Here is an 18,085-nt window from a genome sequence, read left to right as displayed (position 1 = left end):
GACAAATCGCGGAGCACGGATCGTGCCGCGTGTTACCGGGCGATCGGCGTGTCGTAGCCCGGCTCGCGCGGCGGCATGTCCGGGCGCGGCACGTCGGGCGGCAGCGGAACCGGCGGATCGGTGCCGGGCGGCGGTTCGGGCGGGCTGTCCGGAGGCGGTTCGGGCCGCGTCGGATCGGGTGTCTGATGCAGCTTCATCGTGCTTCTCCTCTGCGGTTCGGAAGGCAGCGCATGAGCGCCGATGCAGGTCCAGCGTACCGGGGCGACCGTGCGCGGACATCGCGCAAATTCACCTGATCGGCTAGTGCGTTTGCACGGGGCGTCGTGAAGGGGGGCGATGCAGCCTGTTGGCTGCGATGCGCGGAAAGCGGGTGCAGTAGATGCTTCCGGGATGGGCGGGACACCGCACGGTGGCGGCGCGCGATGCGAATGTACTATGACGAATAGTGCATTCGCGCCTGTCGCGCACCGGTGCGGTACGCGATCATCGCCACACGCGCCGGTCGGCGCGAGCCGGCGAAGCGGCAACCGGGCCGGCGGTCATGCTGACGACATGGATAACCATTCGATGAACGAACAGGTAAACGAACAGGCGCTGAAGTCGCATACCGACCGGCGCCAGTTGCACCAGATCATCGCGGGGCTCACCGAGGGCGTGATCCTGATCGAGCCCGACCAGCGGATCGTCTGGGCGAACGAAGCCGCGCTCGCGATGCACGGCGTGACCGAACTGAAGGCGCTCGGTGCGACCGTCACCGATTACCGCGAGCGCTTCCGGCTGCGCTACCGGAACAACCATCCGGTGCGCGACGGCCACTATCCGATGGATCGCGTGATCGCGGGCGAGGCGTTCAGCGACGTGACGGTCGAAGTCGAATCGGCCGCCGCCGACACCGTGCGCTGGGTCCACCGCATCCGCAGCCTCGTGCTGACGAACGCGGCCGGCGAACCCGACTGCCTCGCGCTCGTGCTGCACGACGCGACCGAATGGGCGAGCGCCGAGGAGCGCTTCGAGCGCACCTTCAACGCGAACCCGGCGCCGGCCGTGATCTGCCGGCTCGACGATTTGCGCTACGTGAAGGTCAACCAGGGCTTTCTGGACATGACCGGCCACGCGCGCGACGACGTGCTCGGCCGCTCGGTGTACGAGATCGACGTACTCGAACAGGCCGAGCGGCGCGAACTCGCGATCGAGCGGCTCGGCGAAGGCGCGACGATCCCGCAGATGGAGGCGGTGCTGAAGCTCGCGGACGGCAGCGCGAAGGCCGTGATCGTCGCCGGGCAGCCGATCGACATGAACGACGAGGCGTGCATGCTGTTCACGTTCATGGATCTCGAGCCGCGCAAGCAGGCCGAGCGCGCGCTGCGGCAGAGCGAGGAACGCTTCGCGACGGCGTTCCGGATGGCGCCGGTCGCCACCGCGATCGTCACGGCCGACCGCTTCGAACTGCTCGACGTGAACGGCGCGTTCGTCGCGATGACGGGCCATGCACAGGACGACCTGCTCGGCAAATCTGCGGACGAAATCGGGCTGTGGGCCGAACGCGGCGCGTGGCAGCGCATCGAAGGCCGGCTCGCGCGCGACGGCAACGTGCGCAACGCCGACGTGCAGATCCGCACGCGTGACGGCGACGTGCGCGATTGCGTCGTGTCGGCCGACCCCGTCGCGATACACGGGCGCGATTGCCTGCTCGTCGCGCTGCTCGACATCAGCGATCGCAAGCGCACGGAGATGGAACTCGTCTACGCGATCGAAACGGCGATGCAGGATGCGTCGTGGTTCAGCCGCACGCTGATCGAGAAGCTGGCGAACGTGCGGCGCGCGAATGCGCCGGATGCGGGCGCTCAACTGTCGGACCTGACCGCGCGCGAGCGCGACGTGTTCGACCTGCTGTGCCACGGCCTCGCGGACAAGGAGATCGCCGGCCGCCTCGGGCTCGCGCCGAACACCGTGCGCAATCACGTCGCGACGATCTACGCGAAGCTCGATGTGCACAGCCGCGGCGAGGCGATCGTGTGGGCGCGCGAGCGCGGGATCGTCGGCGCGGCCGAGGCGAACGGCGCGCGCGGCGAGAAGGGCGGCGAGAAGGGCGGCGCGAAGGGCGGCGCGAAGGGGAAGGACTGACGCGGTCGGTACGAATGCACCATGCGCGCTGGTGCATCCGCATCTGCCGCGCGCGGCGCCCGCTTGCGATCCTGTCCATTCGGCGGCGCGGCGCGCGCCGTCACGTCGCCGGCTCTCTCCAACCATCGCAGGAGACGACCATGGACAGGAATCGCATCGAAGGCAAGCTCAAGCAGGTCAAGGGTTCGGTCAAGGAAGCGCTCGGCAAGGTGACGGGCGACCGCAAGACGGAAGCGGAAGGCGTCGCCGAACAGCAGGCCGGCAAGATTCAGGAGCAGGCCGGCGAGGCCGCCGATGCGGTGCGCAAGCAGACGGGCACCGATCGGCACTGACCGATGACGCGGCGCCGCGGGCGTCGCGATGGCCGGCCGGGCCGTCATCGCAACGATGATGCGCCGCCGGCATGACCACGGCCGGCCTTGACGGACGGATGCCGGTGCGGCATCCCGTCGAAGCTATTCATCCAGGGCTCACCGTTGCACGCGCCGCGGGCCGGCCGCGAACACGGAACTTGATGACAAATCCTCACTACATAGTTCCGATATTTCGTTTGCTGCACGGGTATTGGCTACCCACAATCCATTCACCTCTTTCGCGATGAAAGGTTCTTCGGAGACGGAGCCTCGGCGATCGACCGGCAGGCTGGGAGCGTTGCACGACGCCCCGGCGGCGGACGAGATGACCGGCACGCGGGAGGTTGCCGACGCGCGGCAGTCGCGCGTTGCATCCCGGCCCCCAGAACAAGGATTGTCATGACGTTCCGCATTCGTTCGCTTTCCGGCATCGCATTGACCGCCGCGATCCTCGCGCTCCAGACGGGCGCGGCTCACGCGCAGGAGACGGTCGTCAAGGTCGGCGTGGCCGGCCCGCTGACGGGCGGCGGCGCCGCCTACGGCAAGGACATCGAGAACGGCGTGCGCATGGCCGTCGACGAAGCGAATGCCGCGCATACGACGGTGGGCGGCAAGCCCGTGAAGTTCGTCGTCGCGTCGCAGGACGACCAGAGCGATCCGCGCACCGGCGTGCAGGCCGCGCAGCAGCTCGCCGATGCGCAGGTGGCCGTCGTGATCGGCCATTTCAATTCGGGCACGACGCTGCCTGCATCGAAGATCTACGCGAAGGCCGGCATTCCGATGATCACGCCGTCGGCGACCAACCCCGACATCACGCGCGCCGGGCTCGGCACCGTGTACCGCGTGATCGCCACCGACACGCAGAACGCCGGCAACGCAGGCGCCTATGCGGCGGGCGTGACCAAGGCGAAGCGCATCGCGATCATCGACGATCGCACCGCGTTCGGCCAGGGCGAAGCCGACGAATTCGAGAAGGCCGTGAAGGCGAGCGGCGGCACGATCGTCGCGCGTGAATTCACGAACGACAAGGCAGTCGATTTCAGCGCGCAGCTCACGAAGATCAAGAGCACGAATGCCGATCTGGTGTTCTTCGGCGGCCTCGACGCGCAGGCTGCGATGCTCGTGAAGCGCATGCGCCAGCTCGGCATCCGCGCGCAGTTCCTCGCGGGCGGCGGCGTGATGAACGCGAACTTCATCAGGCTGGCCGGCAATGCGGCGGAAGGCGCGTCCGTGTGGGAGTACGGGCAGCCGCTGTCGCGTCTCGCGAAGGGCAAGCAGTTCGAAACGAAATTCAAGCAGAAGTACGGCATCGACATGCTCGCGTACGCACCGTTCGCGTACGACGCGACGTGGATCGCGATCAACGCGATGCAGAAGGCGAATTCGACGAACCCGGCCGATTTCAACGGCGCGCTGAAGGGCACGCGCTACGACGGCATCACGGGCACGATCGCGTTCACGAACACGGGCGACCTGAAGAACCCGAGCTCGACGCTGTATGAGGTGAAGAACGCCGCGTGGCAGCCCGTCACGACGAAATCGGCGGATTGAATGCAACGGGCGCGCGGACTTTCGCGGCGATGCAGGACGTGCTGAAATGGCATCGGCCGTCGATGTCGATCGCGGCGCGCGCCGATGTTGTAGCCGCCCGGGTCTGCCCGCGCGACGCCGCATGTGACGCGGCACGAACAACCCACGGGCATGGCCGGCTGGCCGCGCCCAACATGTGCAACTGGAGTCAGTCGTGAGTTCTCAAGTCGTCATCGTCGGCGGTGGTGTGATCGGCAGCTCGATCGCCTATTTCCTGCGCGCCACCGATCCCACGGTATCCGTGACCGTCATCGAGCGCGACCCCACCTATGCGCGATCGTCGTCGGCGTTGTCGGCCGCGTCGATCCGCCAGCAGTTCTCGACGCCGCTGTCGATCGAGATGTCGCTGTTCGGCATCGACTTCCTGCGCACGATCGGCGAACGGCTCGAAGTGGACGGCCACCAGCCGTCGATCGACCTGCACGAAGGCGGCTACCTGTTCCTCGCGACGCCGGCCGGCGACGCGACGCTGCGCGAGAACCATGCGCTGCAAACGCGCCTCGGCGCCGATATCCGGCTGATGGATCGCGATGCGCTGCGCGCGAAGTTTCCGTGGCTGAACGTCGACGATCTCGCGTCGGGCGCGTATGGCGTGAGCGGCGAAGGCTGGTTCGACGGCTACGGGCTCGTGCAGGCGCTGCGCAAGAAGGCGCAGGCGCTCGGTGCCCGCTATGTGCCGTCCGATGTGAAGGAGGTGGTGCGCGACGGCCGCAAGGTGACGCAGGTGGTCACGGCCGATGGCGAACGCTATGCATGCGACACGCTCGTCAACGCGGCCGGCGCGTGGACGCGCACGCTGTCGTCGATGATGGGCATCGACATCCCGGTGTATGCGCGGCGCCGCAGCATCTTCAACGTGTCGTCGCCGGCGAAGCTCGCGGATTGTCCGCTGCTGATCGATCCGACCGGCGTGTATTTCCGGCCGGAAGGGCGCACGTATATCTGCGGGACGTCTCCGAGCCCGGACCGCGACCCGGACGACCTGCCGCTCGACGAAGTCGACCACGACCTGTTCGACGAGGTGATCTGGCCGACGCTCGCGAATCGCGTGCCGGCGTTCGAGGCGCTGCGCGTGGAGAACTGCTGGTCCGGGTACTACGAGTACAACGTGTTCGACCACAACGCGATCATCGGGTATCACCCGGAACTCGACAACGTCGTGTTCGCGAACGGCTACAGCGGCCACGGGCTGCAGCAGGGGCCGGCGACGGGGCGCGGGGTCAGTGAACTCATTCTGGGCGGGCGTTACGACACGCTCGACCTGTCGACGCTCGGCTGGGCGCGCGTGCTGGAAAACCGGCCGATCGTCGAAAAGAACGTCGTGTAGCGCGGCGTGACCCGCCCCGTGTGGTGGGCGGGATTCTCCTTGTGTCTCAAACCCGTTGGCCCGACCTTGTCGGGCTTTTTTTGTTGCGCGTGTGATTGCGCGTGTGATTGCGCGTGTGATTGCGCGTGTGATTGCGCGTGTGATTGCGCGTGTCATCCGCGCCGTAGATCGCGTCGCGCAAGTCGTGAAGGGTGAGCCGGCATGTCAGGCGGCACGCCCCGGTAGTGCCATTTATCCACACGGAACAGGGCTTCGTGGGCTGCATCGTCGGCGCCGACGGCCATGGGCGGGCGTTTCAGCCGGGGCCACGGCACGTCAGGCATGCGCCGCGCAGCCGACAAAATATGCCCCAAGCGACGGGCGTTCGTTAGAATCTGTTTTCGTCGAGAAAATAACGCAATTGCATGGGGGCAGGGCGGGATCGCATGACGGATGCTGCTCGCCCGGATTCCATCGTTCATCTTTCACCGGAGGCGAGCATGCCAGGTTTACTTCCCGATGTTGACCGCGAGGGGCTCCTCGAATATTCGGTGGTGTACACCGATCGCTCGGTCAACCATATGTCGCAGCGCTTTCAGGGCGTCATGCGCGACATCTCCGGCACGCTGAAAAAAGTCTACAACGCGAAGTCGGCCGTGATCGTCCCCGGCAGCGGGACGTTCGGCATGGAAGCCGTCGCGCGGCAGTTCGCAACGAACAAGAAGTGCCTCGTCATCCGCAACGGCTGGTTCAGCTTCCGCTGGTCGCAGATTTTCGACATGGGCAGCATTCCGTCCGAAACGACGGTGCTGAAGGCGCGCCCGGTCGAAGCGGGACGGCAGGCCGCGTATGCGCCGGCCCCGATCGACGAAGTGGTCGCCGCGATCAACGCGCACAAGCCGGATCTGGTCTTTGCGCCGCACGTCGAAACCGCGTCCGGGATGATGCTGCCCGACGGGTATCTGCGCACGGTGTCCGACGCCGTGCATGCGGTCGGCGGCATGTTCGTGCTGGATTGCATCGCGTCCGGCACGGTGTGGGTCGACATGCAGGCGAGCGGCGTCGATATCCTGATCAGCGCGCCGCAGAAGGGCTGGAGCGCGTCGCCGTGCTGCGCGATGGTGATGCTCGGCGCGCTTGCTCGCGAACGCATCGATGGCACGACCAGCACCAGCTTCGCGTGCGATCTGCGCAAGTGGCTGCAGATCATGGAAGCCTATGAAGGCGGCGGGTTCGCTTACCACGCGACGATGCCCACGGACAGCCTCACGACGCTGCGCGACGTGATGAAGGAAACCGAGGCGTACGGCTTTGACAAGGTGAAAGAGGAGCAGCTCGAGCTGGGCAAGCGGATTCGTGCGTTGCTGGCCGAGAAGGGTTTCCGCAGCGTGGCGGCGGAAGGGTTCGAGGCGCCGGGTGTCGTGGTCAGTTATACGGACGACGAAGGGATTCGAACCGGGAAGAAGTTTGCCGACGTTGGGTTGCAGATCGCGGCCGGCGTGCCGCTGATGTGCGACGAGGGGGAGGATTTCAAGACCTTCCGTCTCGGGTTGTTCGGCCTCGACAAGCTGCATGATGTCGATGGGGCGGTTGCGCGGTTTGCGGATGCGCTGGAGCGGATTCTTTAAGACGCTTCGCGGATTGGGCGAGGCAGTGGACGGTGGGTATGTGCGACCGTGGTCTACTGTCTCGCTGGATGGATGGTCATGGTCTTGTCCGATGCGCGCGTTCGGGTTCAGGGTTGGGGTACCCATGCACAGCGAGGTCGGTCGATTGGCCTGTACGGTCAACCTGAAGGGCTCACATGGAATATGTCGTTCGACAGGAAGTCCCGTCGGTATCCGACTACATCGGCATTCGTGTTGCTGCGGGGCTGAGCAGAAAGTCGGAACAGGCCGCGACGATCGGGTTGAAGAATGGACTCTTTAGCGTCGTGGCTTACTGCGATGGTGTCCCGATCGGAATTGGCCGGGTCATCGGTGACGGCGGCTGTTTCTTCGAGATCGTCGATATCGCGGTGTTGCCCGCTCACCAGAAGAAAGGCGTGGGTGACCTGATCATGCGGGCGCTCATGGGCTACGTTCACGAGCATGCGCCGCCGACCGCCTATGTCAGCCTGATGGCGGATCACGGGACACCGAAGTTCTACGAGCGCTACGGTTTTACACCGTCGCTGCTGCCGGAGAAGGCGGGGATGTTTCTGCGCATTGCGTAACGTTGGGGCGTCGTTTTTTCTGTCGCGGTGCGGCGGCCCGGCGTACGCCGGTGCGCCCGCGCTAATTCACGCATTCCGGCACCACCGGGTCGTTGCTGCCCGTGTAGACGAATCCGTCGGAGATCCATTGATCTGAATGCGCGTCAAACCTCGTCCTTCAGGGCGGGGAAGGATAGCGCGGACGCCGTAGGCGTCCTTTCCGGCGGCTAGGTGTTTCATGCTTGACTGGTGCGCTTGCAAGGTGAGCACCCTGAACCGGCGTCTGGTTCGGCTCGATTGTGCCGTCCGGAACGAGAGGCTGTGTGCGTACTACGAATCGCTTGGTTTTGTCCGCGTGGGATTGAAATCGGACGGCGAAGTCTGGTCGCTGTACGAAAAGCCGGTCTACCCGCTTTCGACCTGAACGCAGGCAGGGTTCCACCGCGAGCCTGGTCACGCGACCGGTTGCAAGGCGCGAGTCATTGCCGGCAGGCGGATCCGCGACCTGCGCAAGCGCATCGAAGACGGACACCAATGAAGTGCGTCACTTGCGCACTCAAGAACCGACATCAAATCGCGAGCCGTGCCCACGGGCTGCATATCGGCGCGTCGCCCGGGCGTCTGGTTCTGGCCACTGTCGGATTGGGGCTGGCCGATAAGCATCGCCCGGCCGCAATCGCTCATTCGACAGAACCGGCCGGATCATCGACAATTCGCGGCGATCAAAACATGAGAGAAGGGGGCAGGTGCATGCGCGGGTTCTGTAAAACGCTCGGCGTGATCCTGAGCATGTCAGTCGTTGGCGTCGCAGCGGCTCAAGCCGTTTCCAGCGAACTCGCATTCCCGCGTTTCACCCAGGCGGAGGGCCGGACGGATAGCGACGGTCTCCCGCTATCCGGCGCGAAACTCTGCGTGCTTCCCGACCGTGCGCCGTGCTTCCAGGTGCCGCCTGCGCCGCTTCCCCATTCGCCGAAGGAGTTTTACCAGTTCGGACTGAATCCACGATCCGAACGGTTGCCGATTGCGTCGGGCGGCTCGTGGGTGTTCTTCTCGGGAATGTTCTCGGGTGGCGGCAGCGGGATGCTGGAGCGCGTGGCGATCTTGCGTTATGGCGCGAACGGCAAGATCGAGAACCTGATGCCGGAAGTCACCCAGACGGAGTCGGCTGACCGGGCGATGTGGAAGGTGCCGGACGTGTCGCCCTATCCGGTGTTCGTTCGGGCGGACTTCGTGTGGGCCGACAACGAGGATCATTTCGGCAAGCACTTGTTCGACGTCGATGCGTGGGTGTTCGATCCCGCCACCAGCCAGTACAGGAAGCGGTTTTCCTACCGGACGACCAAACGCTATGACCGCGGCGAGGGCTCGGACCATGTGCTGACTACCGAGCGTGCGGAAATCATGCGGCGCCTCGCGGCCAGCAAGTAGCCCGCGTGGGCGTACCCGGGATCCGTCGAAACGCATGACCGTCTTCAGCGGACCCGGCGAACCGTTCAACACAAGACCGGCGCACGAAACCCTACCGCTGCACTTCCCCGTAAGTCTCCCTGCACACCTCGCGCAAAGCCTCGACGAGCAGATCCCGCGCCGGCGAGCGCGAATCGGCGGCGCGGGTAAACAGCGCGATGGGTGGGAGCGTCCACACCAGCGAGTAAGGCACGATCGCCACCCCGGCGATCCGCACCAGTTCTTCCGCGATATCGGCCGGCACGATCGATACGGCCTCGTCGCTCGACGCGATCATTTCGCCGATCAGCTTGGATGAATAACTCTCGACGATCGGAACGGGCGGCGCGATGCCGGCCGACAGGAACAGGTCGGTGACCTGTTCCCGCATCGGCGTATGCGGTGCACCGAGAATCCAGTCGAGCGCGTGCAGCTTGTGCCAGTCCAGCGCGGTGCGGGCCAGTTTCGCGGCAAGGCGCCGGCTCGCGATCATGCGTGGCTGCTGCTGGTACAGCACTTCGAAGGAGACCTGGCCCAGGTCGATCGCCGACGATGCGCGCCCGATCACGATGTCGACGCTGTGGTCCCTGAGCTGCAACAGGAGCTGATCGCTGGTGCCTTCGTGAATCGTCACCGTCAGGCGCCGCTCCATGCGCGCTTGCAGCCGCTTGAGCGCCGCCGACAGCATCTGGCCGGAAATGAACGGAATCACGCCGATGTGCAGGTGAGCCGCATGCCCGGCGGCGACGGCTTCCATCTCGCGGGCGAGGTGGTCGAGATCCTTGATCATCGCCTTTGCCCGCTCGAGCACGACCGCGCCGAGCGCGGTGGGCCGCATGCCGCGCGACGAGCGCTCGAAGAGCGGCGTGCCGAACATGCTCTCCAGCTCGGACAGCGCGTTCGTCACGGCCGGCTGGCTGCTGGCCATGTGTTCCGCGACGCGCGTCAGCGATCCGTGCTGCTGGATCTGCAGCAACAGCACCAGATGCCGCATCTTCAGACGCGCGCCCAGCCGCCTGACCACGTCGTTTGCATCAAAAGTCATTGACTGGTCACGTGCCCATCATGAAAAAGTGATGAGCCGATATTAAAACAGAATCATCACCTTATGGCGGATCCCTAGAATCCTCTTCATGGATCGCGCCGGGACTGGCCTGGCGCCCGTGCCCGGATCGAAAACATGAAACAGACTGAGACACAGCAGCAGGCAGCCTTCGACTATCACGAATTTCCGACCCCGGGAAAGATCTCGGTCGTCGCCAGCAAGCCGCTCGTGACCCAGCGCGATCTCGCGCTGGCCTACACGCCGGGCGTCGCGGGCGTGTGCGAAGCCATCGCCGCCGATCCGCTGCAGGCGCACCGTTTCACGAGCCGCGGCAACCTGGTGGGCGTGATCACGAACGGCACGGCGGTGCTGGGCCTGGGCAACATCGGCCCGCTCGCGTCCAAGCCGGTCATGGAAGGCAAGGCCGTCCTGTTCAAGAAGTTCGCGGGGATCGACGTCTTCGACATCGAGATCAACGAAACCGATCCGGACAAGCTGGTCGACATCATCGCCGGTCTCGAGCCGACCTTCGGCGGCATCAACCTCGAGGACATCAAGGCGCCCGAGTGCTTCACGGTCGAGCAGAAGCTGCGCGAACGCATGAAAATTCCCGTCTTCCACGACGATCAGCACGGTACCGCCATCACCGTCTCCGCCGCGTTCATCAACGGGCTGAAGGTCGTCGGGAAGTCGATTTCGGAAGTGAAGGTCGTGACGTCGGGGGCCGGGGCCGCCGCGCTGGCCTGCCTGGACCTGCTGGTCGACCTCGGGCTGCCGGTCGAAAACGTCTGGGTGACGGACATCGAAGGCGTGGTCTACCGCGGCCGCACCGTGCTGATGGACCCGGCCAAGTCGCGCTTTGCGCAGGAAACCGATGCGCGCAAGCTGGCCGAAGTCATCGGCGGCGCGGACGTGTTCCTGGGCCTGTCGGTCGGCGGCATCCTGACCGCCGACATGCTGAAGGCGATGGCGCCGCGCCCGCTGATTCTCGCGCTGGCCAATCCCACGCCGGAAATTTTCCCGGAACTGGCGCACGCGACGCGCGACGACGTCGTCATCGCGACGGGCCGCTCGGACTATCCGAACCAAGTCAACAACGTCCTCTGCTTCCCGTACATCTTCCGCGGTGCGCTGGACGTGGGCGCGACGACGATCACCCGTGAAATGGAGATCGCGGCGGTTCACGCGATCGCCGGGCTGGCCGAGGAAGAGCAGAACGAAGTCGTTGCGGCGGCCTACGGTGCGTACGACGTGGCGTTCGGCGCGCAATACCTGATTCCGAAGCCGTTCGACCCGCGCCTGATCGTCCGTATCGCGCCGGCCGTGGCCAAGGCGGCGATGGAGGGCAGGGTGGCGAAGCGCCCGCTGACCGATCTCGACGCGTACGTCGAGCAACTGCAGCAATTCGTCTACCATTCCGGCGCGTTCATGAAGCCGTTGTTCGCGACGGCGCGCCGGCTGGTGCGCGACGGCGGCAAGGCGCGGATCGTCTTTACCGAAGGCGAGGACGAGCGCGTGCTCCGCGCGGTGCAGGTGATCGTCGACGAGAAGCTGGCGCGTCCGATCCTGGTCGGGCGCCCGGAGGTGCTGCTGGCGCGCATCGAGCGTTTCGGCCTGCGGATCCGGCTCGGCCAGGATGTGGAGGTGACGAACCCCGAGTATGACGAGCGGTTTCCGCAGTACTGGACGACGTATTGGGAGCTGCGGTGCCGGGATGGCATCTCGAAGGAGATGGCGCGGGTCGAGATGCGCCGCCGTCTGACGCTGATCGGCGCAATGATGGTGCGGCTCGGCGACGCGGACGGGATGATCTGCGGGACGGTCGGCGAGTATCACAACCACCTGCGGTTCGTCGACGAAGTGATCGGGAAGAAGCCGCGGGCGTCGACCTATGCGGCGATGAACATCCTGTTGCTCGACCAGCGGACGGTCGCGCTGGTGGATACGCACGTCAACGACAATCCCGATGCGGAGCAGATCGCGGAATTCACGATCGCTGCGGCTCGTCAGATGGAATGGCTGAACCTGACGCCGAAGGCGGCGTTGCTGTCGCGGTCGAACTTCGGGTCGGGGAGTGCGGCGTCGGGCGTGAAGATGCGCCGGGCGCTGGAGATCGTCCGGGAGCAGGCACCGGATATCGAAGCGGACGGCGAGATGCACGGCGACTGTGCGCTCGACGAAGGCCTGCGGTCGAGGCTCCTGCCGATGTCGCCGCTGAAGGGGGCTGCCAACCTGCTCGTTTGCCCGAACGTGGATGCAGGGAATATCGCGTACAACCTGCTCAAGACCGAGGCGGGCAGCAACGTGGCGGTGGGGCCGTTCCTGCTGGGCGTCAACGCGCCGGTGAACATTCTCACGTCGAGCTCGACGGTGCGGCGGATCGTGAACATGACGGCGTTGACGGTGATCGAAGCCAATCGCAACGCGTCTGCCTGAGCAGGCAACGGAAGGGGCGGTGGCGACTTCGCAAGGCGCCGCGTAGCGGAAACCCGGATGTGGCGGGTTCCGCTTCCGGTTGCCGGTGAACCGGTGTGGCTGCCCGCCCGTGTTACGGAGCGGCGCTTGTCCGTCGAGGTTGCCAACGGCCGGCTTCGGACGTCGGCAATCGTTTGCCTGCAGCCAACCGGACCTCGGCTTTACCCTGAGACAAACCCGCCACCTCCCTGCGCCGACGTCCCGCCCCGGTGCTGCGATCCAATCGATTTAATCAGTATCGCGTAACAATTGCCTCGCCACGACGCTCCGAAGCCCACACTATTGATACCAATCCTAACAATGTTTTGGGGCTCGATACTTTCGATATCGTCCGATAATTAGCTTTTATTTTCGTCTAAAATCGCGCTTCTTCTTACTTTTGAACGGAAAAAGTTTTGATTAAACTGACGAAAAATCTTTCGCGCACGGCCATCGCCGCATGCGTTGCTTATGCCGGGCTCATGCCTTTGTCCCAATCCGCCCAGGCTCAGGTCGAACCTCTGAAGAATCCGGTCTACGGCGTGACCCTCGACGACCTGACCAAGCTGGACGCGATCATCGCGTCGCTGCAGAACCTGCCGTACAAGCCTACCGTGCGGGTGGTGTTCGATCCGGATATGTCGGCCGCCGACTACTACGCGCCGCTGCTGCGCCTGCACGCAGTCGCGTACGTGATGGGCGAAATTTACGATTCTTACTATTTCCCGACGACGCTCGCCACGTATCAGGCAAGAACGCAGGAACTGGTGTCGCAGCTGAAGAACACCGTCGACGTCTGGGAGATCGCCAACGAAATCAACGGCGAATGGCTGCGTAATCACCCGAGCGGTACGAACAGCGTGGTCAACTCGGAAGAGCAGCAGATCGGCCAGATGGTTGCGGCAGCCAACCAGATCGTCAAATCGAACGGCGGCAAGACGGCCATCACGCTGTACTACAACGACGACAGCAAGGGCAACAACTGCTGGGAGAAGCCGCAGGATTACTGGAAGACGTGGCCGACCGCCTTCCTGTCGTCGACGGTTCGCCAGCAGGCCGACTACGCGCTGTTCAGCTACTACCCGTATCAGGATTGCACGGGGCTGAGCCCGTCGTGGAAGAACGACTTCGCGGCGCTGGAAAGCATCTTCCCGAACGCGAAGGTGGGCTTCGGCGAAATCGGTACCTCGGACATCTCCGCGCCGGCGTCGGTGCAGCAGAACCTGATCAAGACGTACTACCCGATGGTCAACAGCAATACCGATCCGCGTTTCATCGGTGGATTCTTCTGGTGGAACTACGCCGAGCAAATGCTCCCGTATTCGACGAGCTCGTACTTCCAGTTGTTGCGTCAAACGATCCTTCCGCTCAAGGCGCCCAACTAAGCAAACAGCGCCGTTCAAGAGCAAGCGTCAGCGTCGCTGGTTAGAACCACAATGTCGCGCGTACCACGAGACCACGTGCGCGTGCCGCTGACGTCAAGCCGAACCGGTATTGCACCGTGACATCCAGATAGCTTGCCGGTGCGCTGTATCGGCCTTCGCGAAACCAGTACCGAAACTGGATGCCGGGCCCTGCACCGATCGCCGTCTTGTCCGGCTGCCGATTGTCGTGATCGCCGGCCACCGCGACGTGCGGGTAGATGGTCAGCCGATCGCTGATCATCGGCAAACGCCAGGTGTGCCCGTAACGCAACTCCGAATAAATGATGTATCGCCCCGCGCTGATGAAGTAAGCGCCTTCGACATACGCCTGCCAGCTGCGCCAGCTCGGTTCAGTGACCCTCAGGTCGGTCCCGCCTTCCGACGAATAGCCCACGCGCATCAGCCAGTCCGTCATCGACAGGCTGCCGACATGGAACAGCCGCTCGGCGGTCAGCACGACGTTCTGGTCGGGTAGCGGCTTGTAGCGCGCGCCCACCGAACCCTGCACGGTCGGCATGCCGGTCGTGTTGCCCGATCCGTCGTAGGCCGTGCCGTATCCGCGCACGAAGAACTGGAAGATGCGGCCGTTCTGATAGCCGATCTTCGGCGGCTGCCAATACACTTCGATACCCGGCTGCAACACGCTGATGGTGCCTTGCGGACCGAACGCGGCCGACTGGTACGGCGCGCTCAGCACGAAACCCCAGCTGCGCTGAAGCTGCTCGACTTCGCGCCGATAGCCGAACTTGTGCTGCGCATCGAAGGTGTGTTCGTTTTCATCGGCGTCGAGGCTGTGCTCGAACAGATCGATGGACTCCTGGTTCAGCCCGATCCGCTTGGCGGCGTAGCCCGCGTCCGCGTAGTTCATCGCATTGCCCGCACCGCCGGAAAATCCCTCCTGAAATGCGTCGAGCGCCTCGCGATCCTTGTGGTCGCGCAGGAGGTCATAGGCCTCCTGCAATTTCTGTTGCGCGGTATTGTCCACCGGCGCCTGAGCGGACTGATCTTCTTGCCGCGCCTGCGCCGCGATCGACGCGGCCATGTTGCGCTCGCCTTCGGTCGTTGCGTCGCCGGCCGCGAGGTCCGCCATGCGGAGCGCGGTGTCGCGGTCACCTGCCTGCAGGCTCATCTGCGCGATACGCACCTGGACCACGGCCGATTTTTCGTCGGCCAGCGGCGCCAGCGCAACGCCGGCTTCATGCGGGAGTTTCGCCGCGAGCGCGCTGTCCGCCCACGCGAGACGCAGGTTGCGCTGCTGTTCCTTGCTCCATTTCCCGGTCGCGACGGCGGCCGAGAAATCGCTGCACGCCACGTCGTAACGCATCTGACGCTGGGCCAGGTAGCCATGCTGCGCGCGTACCGCCGCACTCTTCGGAAAACGAACGATCAGCGATTCCATCATGGCGTCCGCTTCGTCGACCTTTCCCTCCCGCCTGTATACGTCGACGAGCAGCAGCCCGAGCTGTTCGCTTCCGGGCTGAATCTTGATGGCGCGCGACGCATACACTTCCGCGAGGGGCAGGTCGCCGGCATTGATCGCCTTGTACGCGCTGTCGGCGAGCTTGTAGGCTTTGGGCGTCAGTTGCTGGGCGGCGGATGCCGGCGCCTGCCAGGCCAGCGACACGGCGATCGCCAGTGCGCTCAACCGCACGCAGCGCTTGAGGCCGGCTGCGATCGGGCGTTTGGTCCGTTTCATGCCTGTTCTCCCGATGGTTTTTGCACGGGAGCGCCCTGCTGTGCCGCCGGGTCGCCGTCACGTGCGCGCGCGATTTCGACGAAGCGCGAGTGCCGGGAGAGTTCGGCGGCAATCTCCGCATCGCAGGCGATGAAGTAGGCAACATTCGATCGGGCTCCGCGCCGCACGACGTCCTGTTCGTCCGGCGTGAGCGGCCGTCCGACCGCAATGTTCAGCGTGCCGTCGTCCGCGGTCGAAAACGGCACGGCGCGATATGCGTACTGCAGCTCGAATGCCAGCGAATCCGCGAAGTGGCCCACCGCGACGTTGCCGAGGCTCACCCGGGGCAGCTCGGCTTGCTCGGCGATCGCATCCGCCAGCGATTCGGCGGAGATCGCGCAGCCTTCGACCAGCAGTTCGCCCAGTCGCGTGCCGCAGGTCAGTTGTTTCTCCAGGGTCGCTTGCAATTGCTCCAGCGTGACCACGCCCCAGCCGACCAGGATCTCGCCGACTTTCAGACGTACTTTCCCGAGCGCTTCGTTCGACAGGTAGGTATGGCTGGTCTTGTCCCAGGCGATGGGTTTGCCGGTCACCAGGTGGCCGATATAGATACGCCACGCGCGGCAGACCGCGTAGAAATTGATCAGGTTGTTGACGAACATCCGCGGAATCGAGAGCAGCCCCTGGGTCGGGCCATTCAGCTTGCTGACGAAATGGAAACGCTGCCCGGCGCGCGCAAACAGCATCGCGGTGTTGATCCACAGCAGCGGCGCGACCCATTGGCCCGCCATGACGAGCGGGGTGCCATCCGGGATGACATGGCCGGCTCGCTGGAGCGCGCCAAGCAACAGGAAGTTGAGCAGCACGCCATAGGCAATGACCGAAAACAGCGATGTCACGATGCCCTTGCGATCGTGGAAGAACATGTACCGGGTGAGAAGATTGCCTTTCCAGCCGAGTTGCTCCCAGCCCTGAAAGGCAATGCCGAGGATCCAGCGCGTGCGCTGACGGTACGCGGTACGAAATGTTTTCGGAAAATACTCGCGCGTGGCCAGCAGGTTTCGATTGGCGACGCCGCCCTGTTCGCGCTTTTCCGCTGCATCGCGCGTGCTCCCCGTCAGTGGAATGCACGCAAAGGTTTCCTTCATCCCCAGGTCCCTCAACCGGAAGCTGAAGTCGTAATCCTCGGTCAGCGAACTGGTGTTGAACGGAGCGCCGTTGCGCTCCTTCATCGCCGCTTCGATCGAGCGCCGGCTGTAGCACGACGCCACGCCCGCGCCCGGGACGACGCCGGTCAGCCGGGCGCGCACCGGCACGTCCTTCTGGTGCGTTTCGCTGAAGTCGTCCAGGTAGCATCCGGCGACGAACTCGTTCCATTTCCGCGGCAAGGACAGCACGGGAAGCTGGACCAGGTCGCTATCCGCAACCGCGTGGTTGAGATACTTGAGCTCGACCGGATGAATGACATCCTCGCAGTCGTGCATGACGACGCCCGCGAACTGAATGTGATGAACCGCTTCGTAGCGCAGGATGGCTTCGACGATCCAGTTCAGGCAGTCCGCCTTGCAGGTCGGCCCGTCGTTCATCACCGTCGCGCGCGTGACCCTGCCCGGATACCGGCGGACCATCCGTTCGACCTCGGCCGTGGTTTCGGCATCGTTGTGATAGGTGCCGACGAATATCACGTATCGCTCGTACTCGAGGGTCGCCAAGGTGTTTTCGATCATCTTGGCGATCACGTCGTATTCCTTCCACGCCGGCACCATCAGCGCCAGATGCCGCTCCTCCAGCGCGCGCAGCATGCCGATATCGACCGTTTGCGATTTTTCGCGGCGCAGGATGCGCCGGATTTCAAAGGACCAATAGCACGCATCCAGTGTGAGGTCATCGAGTGTGCTCACCAGGATGACGATTGCGGTCACAATGGCGACAAGGTTAAGTGCATATAAATACGCACTCCAAATCATGTTATCCATCATTTTGTCCGCGCTGTTATCTTTTAATTGATGAGTCACCTCGTACCGACACAAGACGAAACTTTCCCCGTCCTCGTCGCCCCCCGTCACGTCCACTCCGTGGTGTGTGCCACGCGAACACCTGCCGCTCGAAAATAGCGCTGCCAGCATGCGAGCTTTTTCGATGTGGCCACGTCGCATCGCGAACGATGCAACGTGTTCAGTGGATGACTTTTTTGACAGCCCGTTTCCCGCTTGCCCGACTCCATCCCTGCGTTCTTCAGCGCCTGCAGCCGCTCTCCACGCGATGCATGCGCAGTGCCCCCGCGCACCGACTTCGCATCACACTGCTGATCTAGCAAGTCGTGCGCCATCGCTGCGCAACCCTTGAGCTAACAGGCGTCGCGCCGCGCCGCGCAGGATCGGCGCGCCGAATCCGAGCCAAATGTTTCAGTGCTGAAACACGGGGTCGATCGGCCGGATGACACATCGTTTTCCGACCCTCTGCCGGGCCCCGGC

At 64.3% G+C, this 18,085-nt stretch carries 14 protein-coding genes; 10 read left to right on the top strand and 4 right to left on the bottom strand.

Going from position 1 to position 18,085, the window contains the following annotated elements; all coding sequences use genetic code 11:
- Positions 1 to 32: 32 nt before the first annotated feature.
- Positions 33 to 197: a hypothetical protein gene (locus tag G3N64_RS09305; RefSeq protein WP_165765596.1), complete on the bottom strand. Its 165-nt coding sequence runs from the start codon at positions 195 to 197 to the stop codon at positions 33 to 35.
- A gap of 370 nt (positions 198 to 567) precedes the next feature.
- On the opposite strand from G3N64_RS09305, the gene G3N64_RS09300 reads away from it, so the two are divergent.
- The 8 genes from G3N64_RS09300 to G3N64_RS09265 all read left to right on the top strand — a co-directional run bounded on the left by G3N64_RS09300 (position 568) and on the right by G3N64_RS09265 (position 8,995).
- Positions 568 to 2,124, top strand: coding sequence for a PAS domain S-box protein (locus G3N64_RS09300; RefSeq protein ID WP_205783566.1), 1,557 nt, complete (start codon positions 568 to 570; stop codon positions 2,122 to 2,124).
- A 140-nt stretch (positions 2,125 to 2,264) separates the two neighbouring features.
- Positions 2,265 to 2,456 (top strand): CsbD family protein, encoded by a 192-nt coding sequence (locus G3N64_RS09295; RefSeq protein ID WP_205783565.1) that lies wholly within the window; start codon positions 2,265 to 2,267, stop codon positions 2,454 to 2,456.
- Positions 2,457 to 2,876: 420 nt separating this feature from the next.
- Complete coding sequence (locus G3N64_RS09290) at positions 2,877 to 4,028, top strand: branched-chain amino acid ABC transporter substrate-binding protein (RefSeq protein WP_205783564.1); 1,152 nt, start codon at positions 2,877 to 2,879, stop codon at positions 4,026 to 4,028.
- Positions 3,995 to 4,225: a hypothetical protein gene (locus tag G3N64_RS09285; protein WP_205783563.1), complete on the top strand. Its 231-nt coding sequence runs from the start codon at positions 3,995 to 3,997 to the stop codon at positions 4,223 to 4,225. Before G3N64_RS09290 ends, G3N64_RS09285 begins: the two co-directional genes overlap by 34 nt.
- Positions 4,222 to 5,394 (top strand): FAD-binding oxidoreductase, encoded by a 1,173-nt coding sequence (locus tag G3N64_RS09280; RefSeq protein WP_205783562.1) that lies wholly within the window; start codon positions 4,222 to 4,224, stop codon positions 5,392 to 5,394. Before G3N64_RS09285 ends, G3N64_RS09280 begins: the two co-directional genes overlap by 4 nt.
- Before the next feature lie 479 nt (positions 5,395 to 5,873).
- Complete coding sequence (locus G3N64_RS09275; protein ID WP_205783561.1) at positions 5,874 to 7,001, top strand: aminotransferase class V-fold PLP-dependent enzyme; 1,128 nt, start codon at positions 5,874 to 5,876, stop codon at positions 6,999 to 7,001.
- Positions 7,002 to 7,177: 176 nt separating this feature from the next.
- Positions 7,178 to 7,588, top strand: coding sequence for a GNAT family N-acetyltransferase (locus G3N64_RS09270; RefSeq protein WP_205783560.1), 411 nt, complete (start codon positions 7,178 to 7,180; stop codon positions 7,586 to 7,588).
- A 513-nt stretch (positions 7,589 to 8,101) separates the two neighbouring features.
- Entirely contained in the window at positions 8,102 to 8,995 is an 894-nt protein-coding gene (locus G3N64_RS09265) for a hypothetical protein (RefSeq protein ID WP_241020860.1), read from the top strand.
- A 91-nt stretch (positions 8,996 to 9,086) separates the two neighbouring features.
- Here G3N64_RS09265 and G3N64_RS09260 read toward each other — a convergent pair whose 3' ends face one another.
- Positions 9,087 to 10,058 (bottom strand): LysR substrate-binding domain-containing protein, encoded by a 972-nt coding sequence (locus G3N64_RS09260; RefSeq protein WP_205783559.1) that lies wholly within the window; start codon positions 10,056 to 10,058, stop codon positions 9,087 to 9,089.
- A gap of 135 nt (positions 10,059 to 10,193) precedes the next feature.
- On the opposite strand from G3N64_RS09260, the gene G3N64_RS09255 reads away from it, so the two are divergent.
- Both G3N64_RS09255 and G3N64_RS09250 read left to right on the top strand, forming a co-directional pair.
- Entirely contained in the window at positions 10,194 to 12,494 is a 2,301-nt protein-coding gene (locus G3N64_RS09255) for an NADP-dependent malic enzyme (RefSeq protein WP_205783558.1), read from the top strand.
- Between the two features lie 500 nt (positions 12,495 to 12,994).
- Positions 12,995 to 13,897, top strand: a complete 903-nt coding sequence (locus tag G3N64_RS09250; protein WP_241020859.1) for a hypothetical protein — start codon at positions 12,995 to 12,997, stop codon at positions 13,895 to 13,897.
- A 40-nt stretch (positions 13,898 to 13,937) separates the two neighbouring features.
- Here the strand turns inward: G3N64_RS09250 and G3N64_RS09245 are convergent, their stop codons facing one another.
- Together G3N64_RS09245 and G3N64_RS09240 are read right to left on the bottom strand one after the other, a co-directional pair.
- Positions 13,938 to 15,632, bottom strand: a complete 1,695-nt coding sequence (locus tag G3N64_RS09245; protein WP_205783556.1) for a bacteriophage N4 adsorption protein A — start codon at positions 15,630 to 15,632, stop codon at positions 13,938 to 13,940.
- On the bottom strand, positions 15,629 to 17,590 hold the full coding sequence (locus G3N64_RS09240) for a glycosyl transferase family protein (protein ID WP_205783607.1): 1,962 nt from the start codon (positions 17,588 to 17,590) through the stop codon (positions 15,629 to 15,631). The genes G3N64_RS09245 and G3N64_RS09240 overlap by 4 nt, the downstream gene beginning before the upstream one ends.
- Positions 17,591 to 18,085 lie beyond the last annotated feature (495 nt).

Source organism: Burkholderia sp. Ac-20344 (genome assembly GCF_017104975.1).
In the GTDB taxonomy this organism is placed as follows: Bacteria; Pseudomonadota; Gammaproteobacteria; order Burkholderiales; family Burkholderiaceae; genus Burkholderia.
This window is presented reverse-complemented; position numbering and strand designations above follow the sequence as displayed.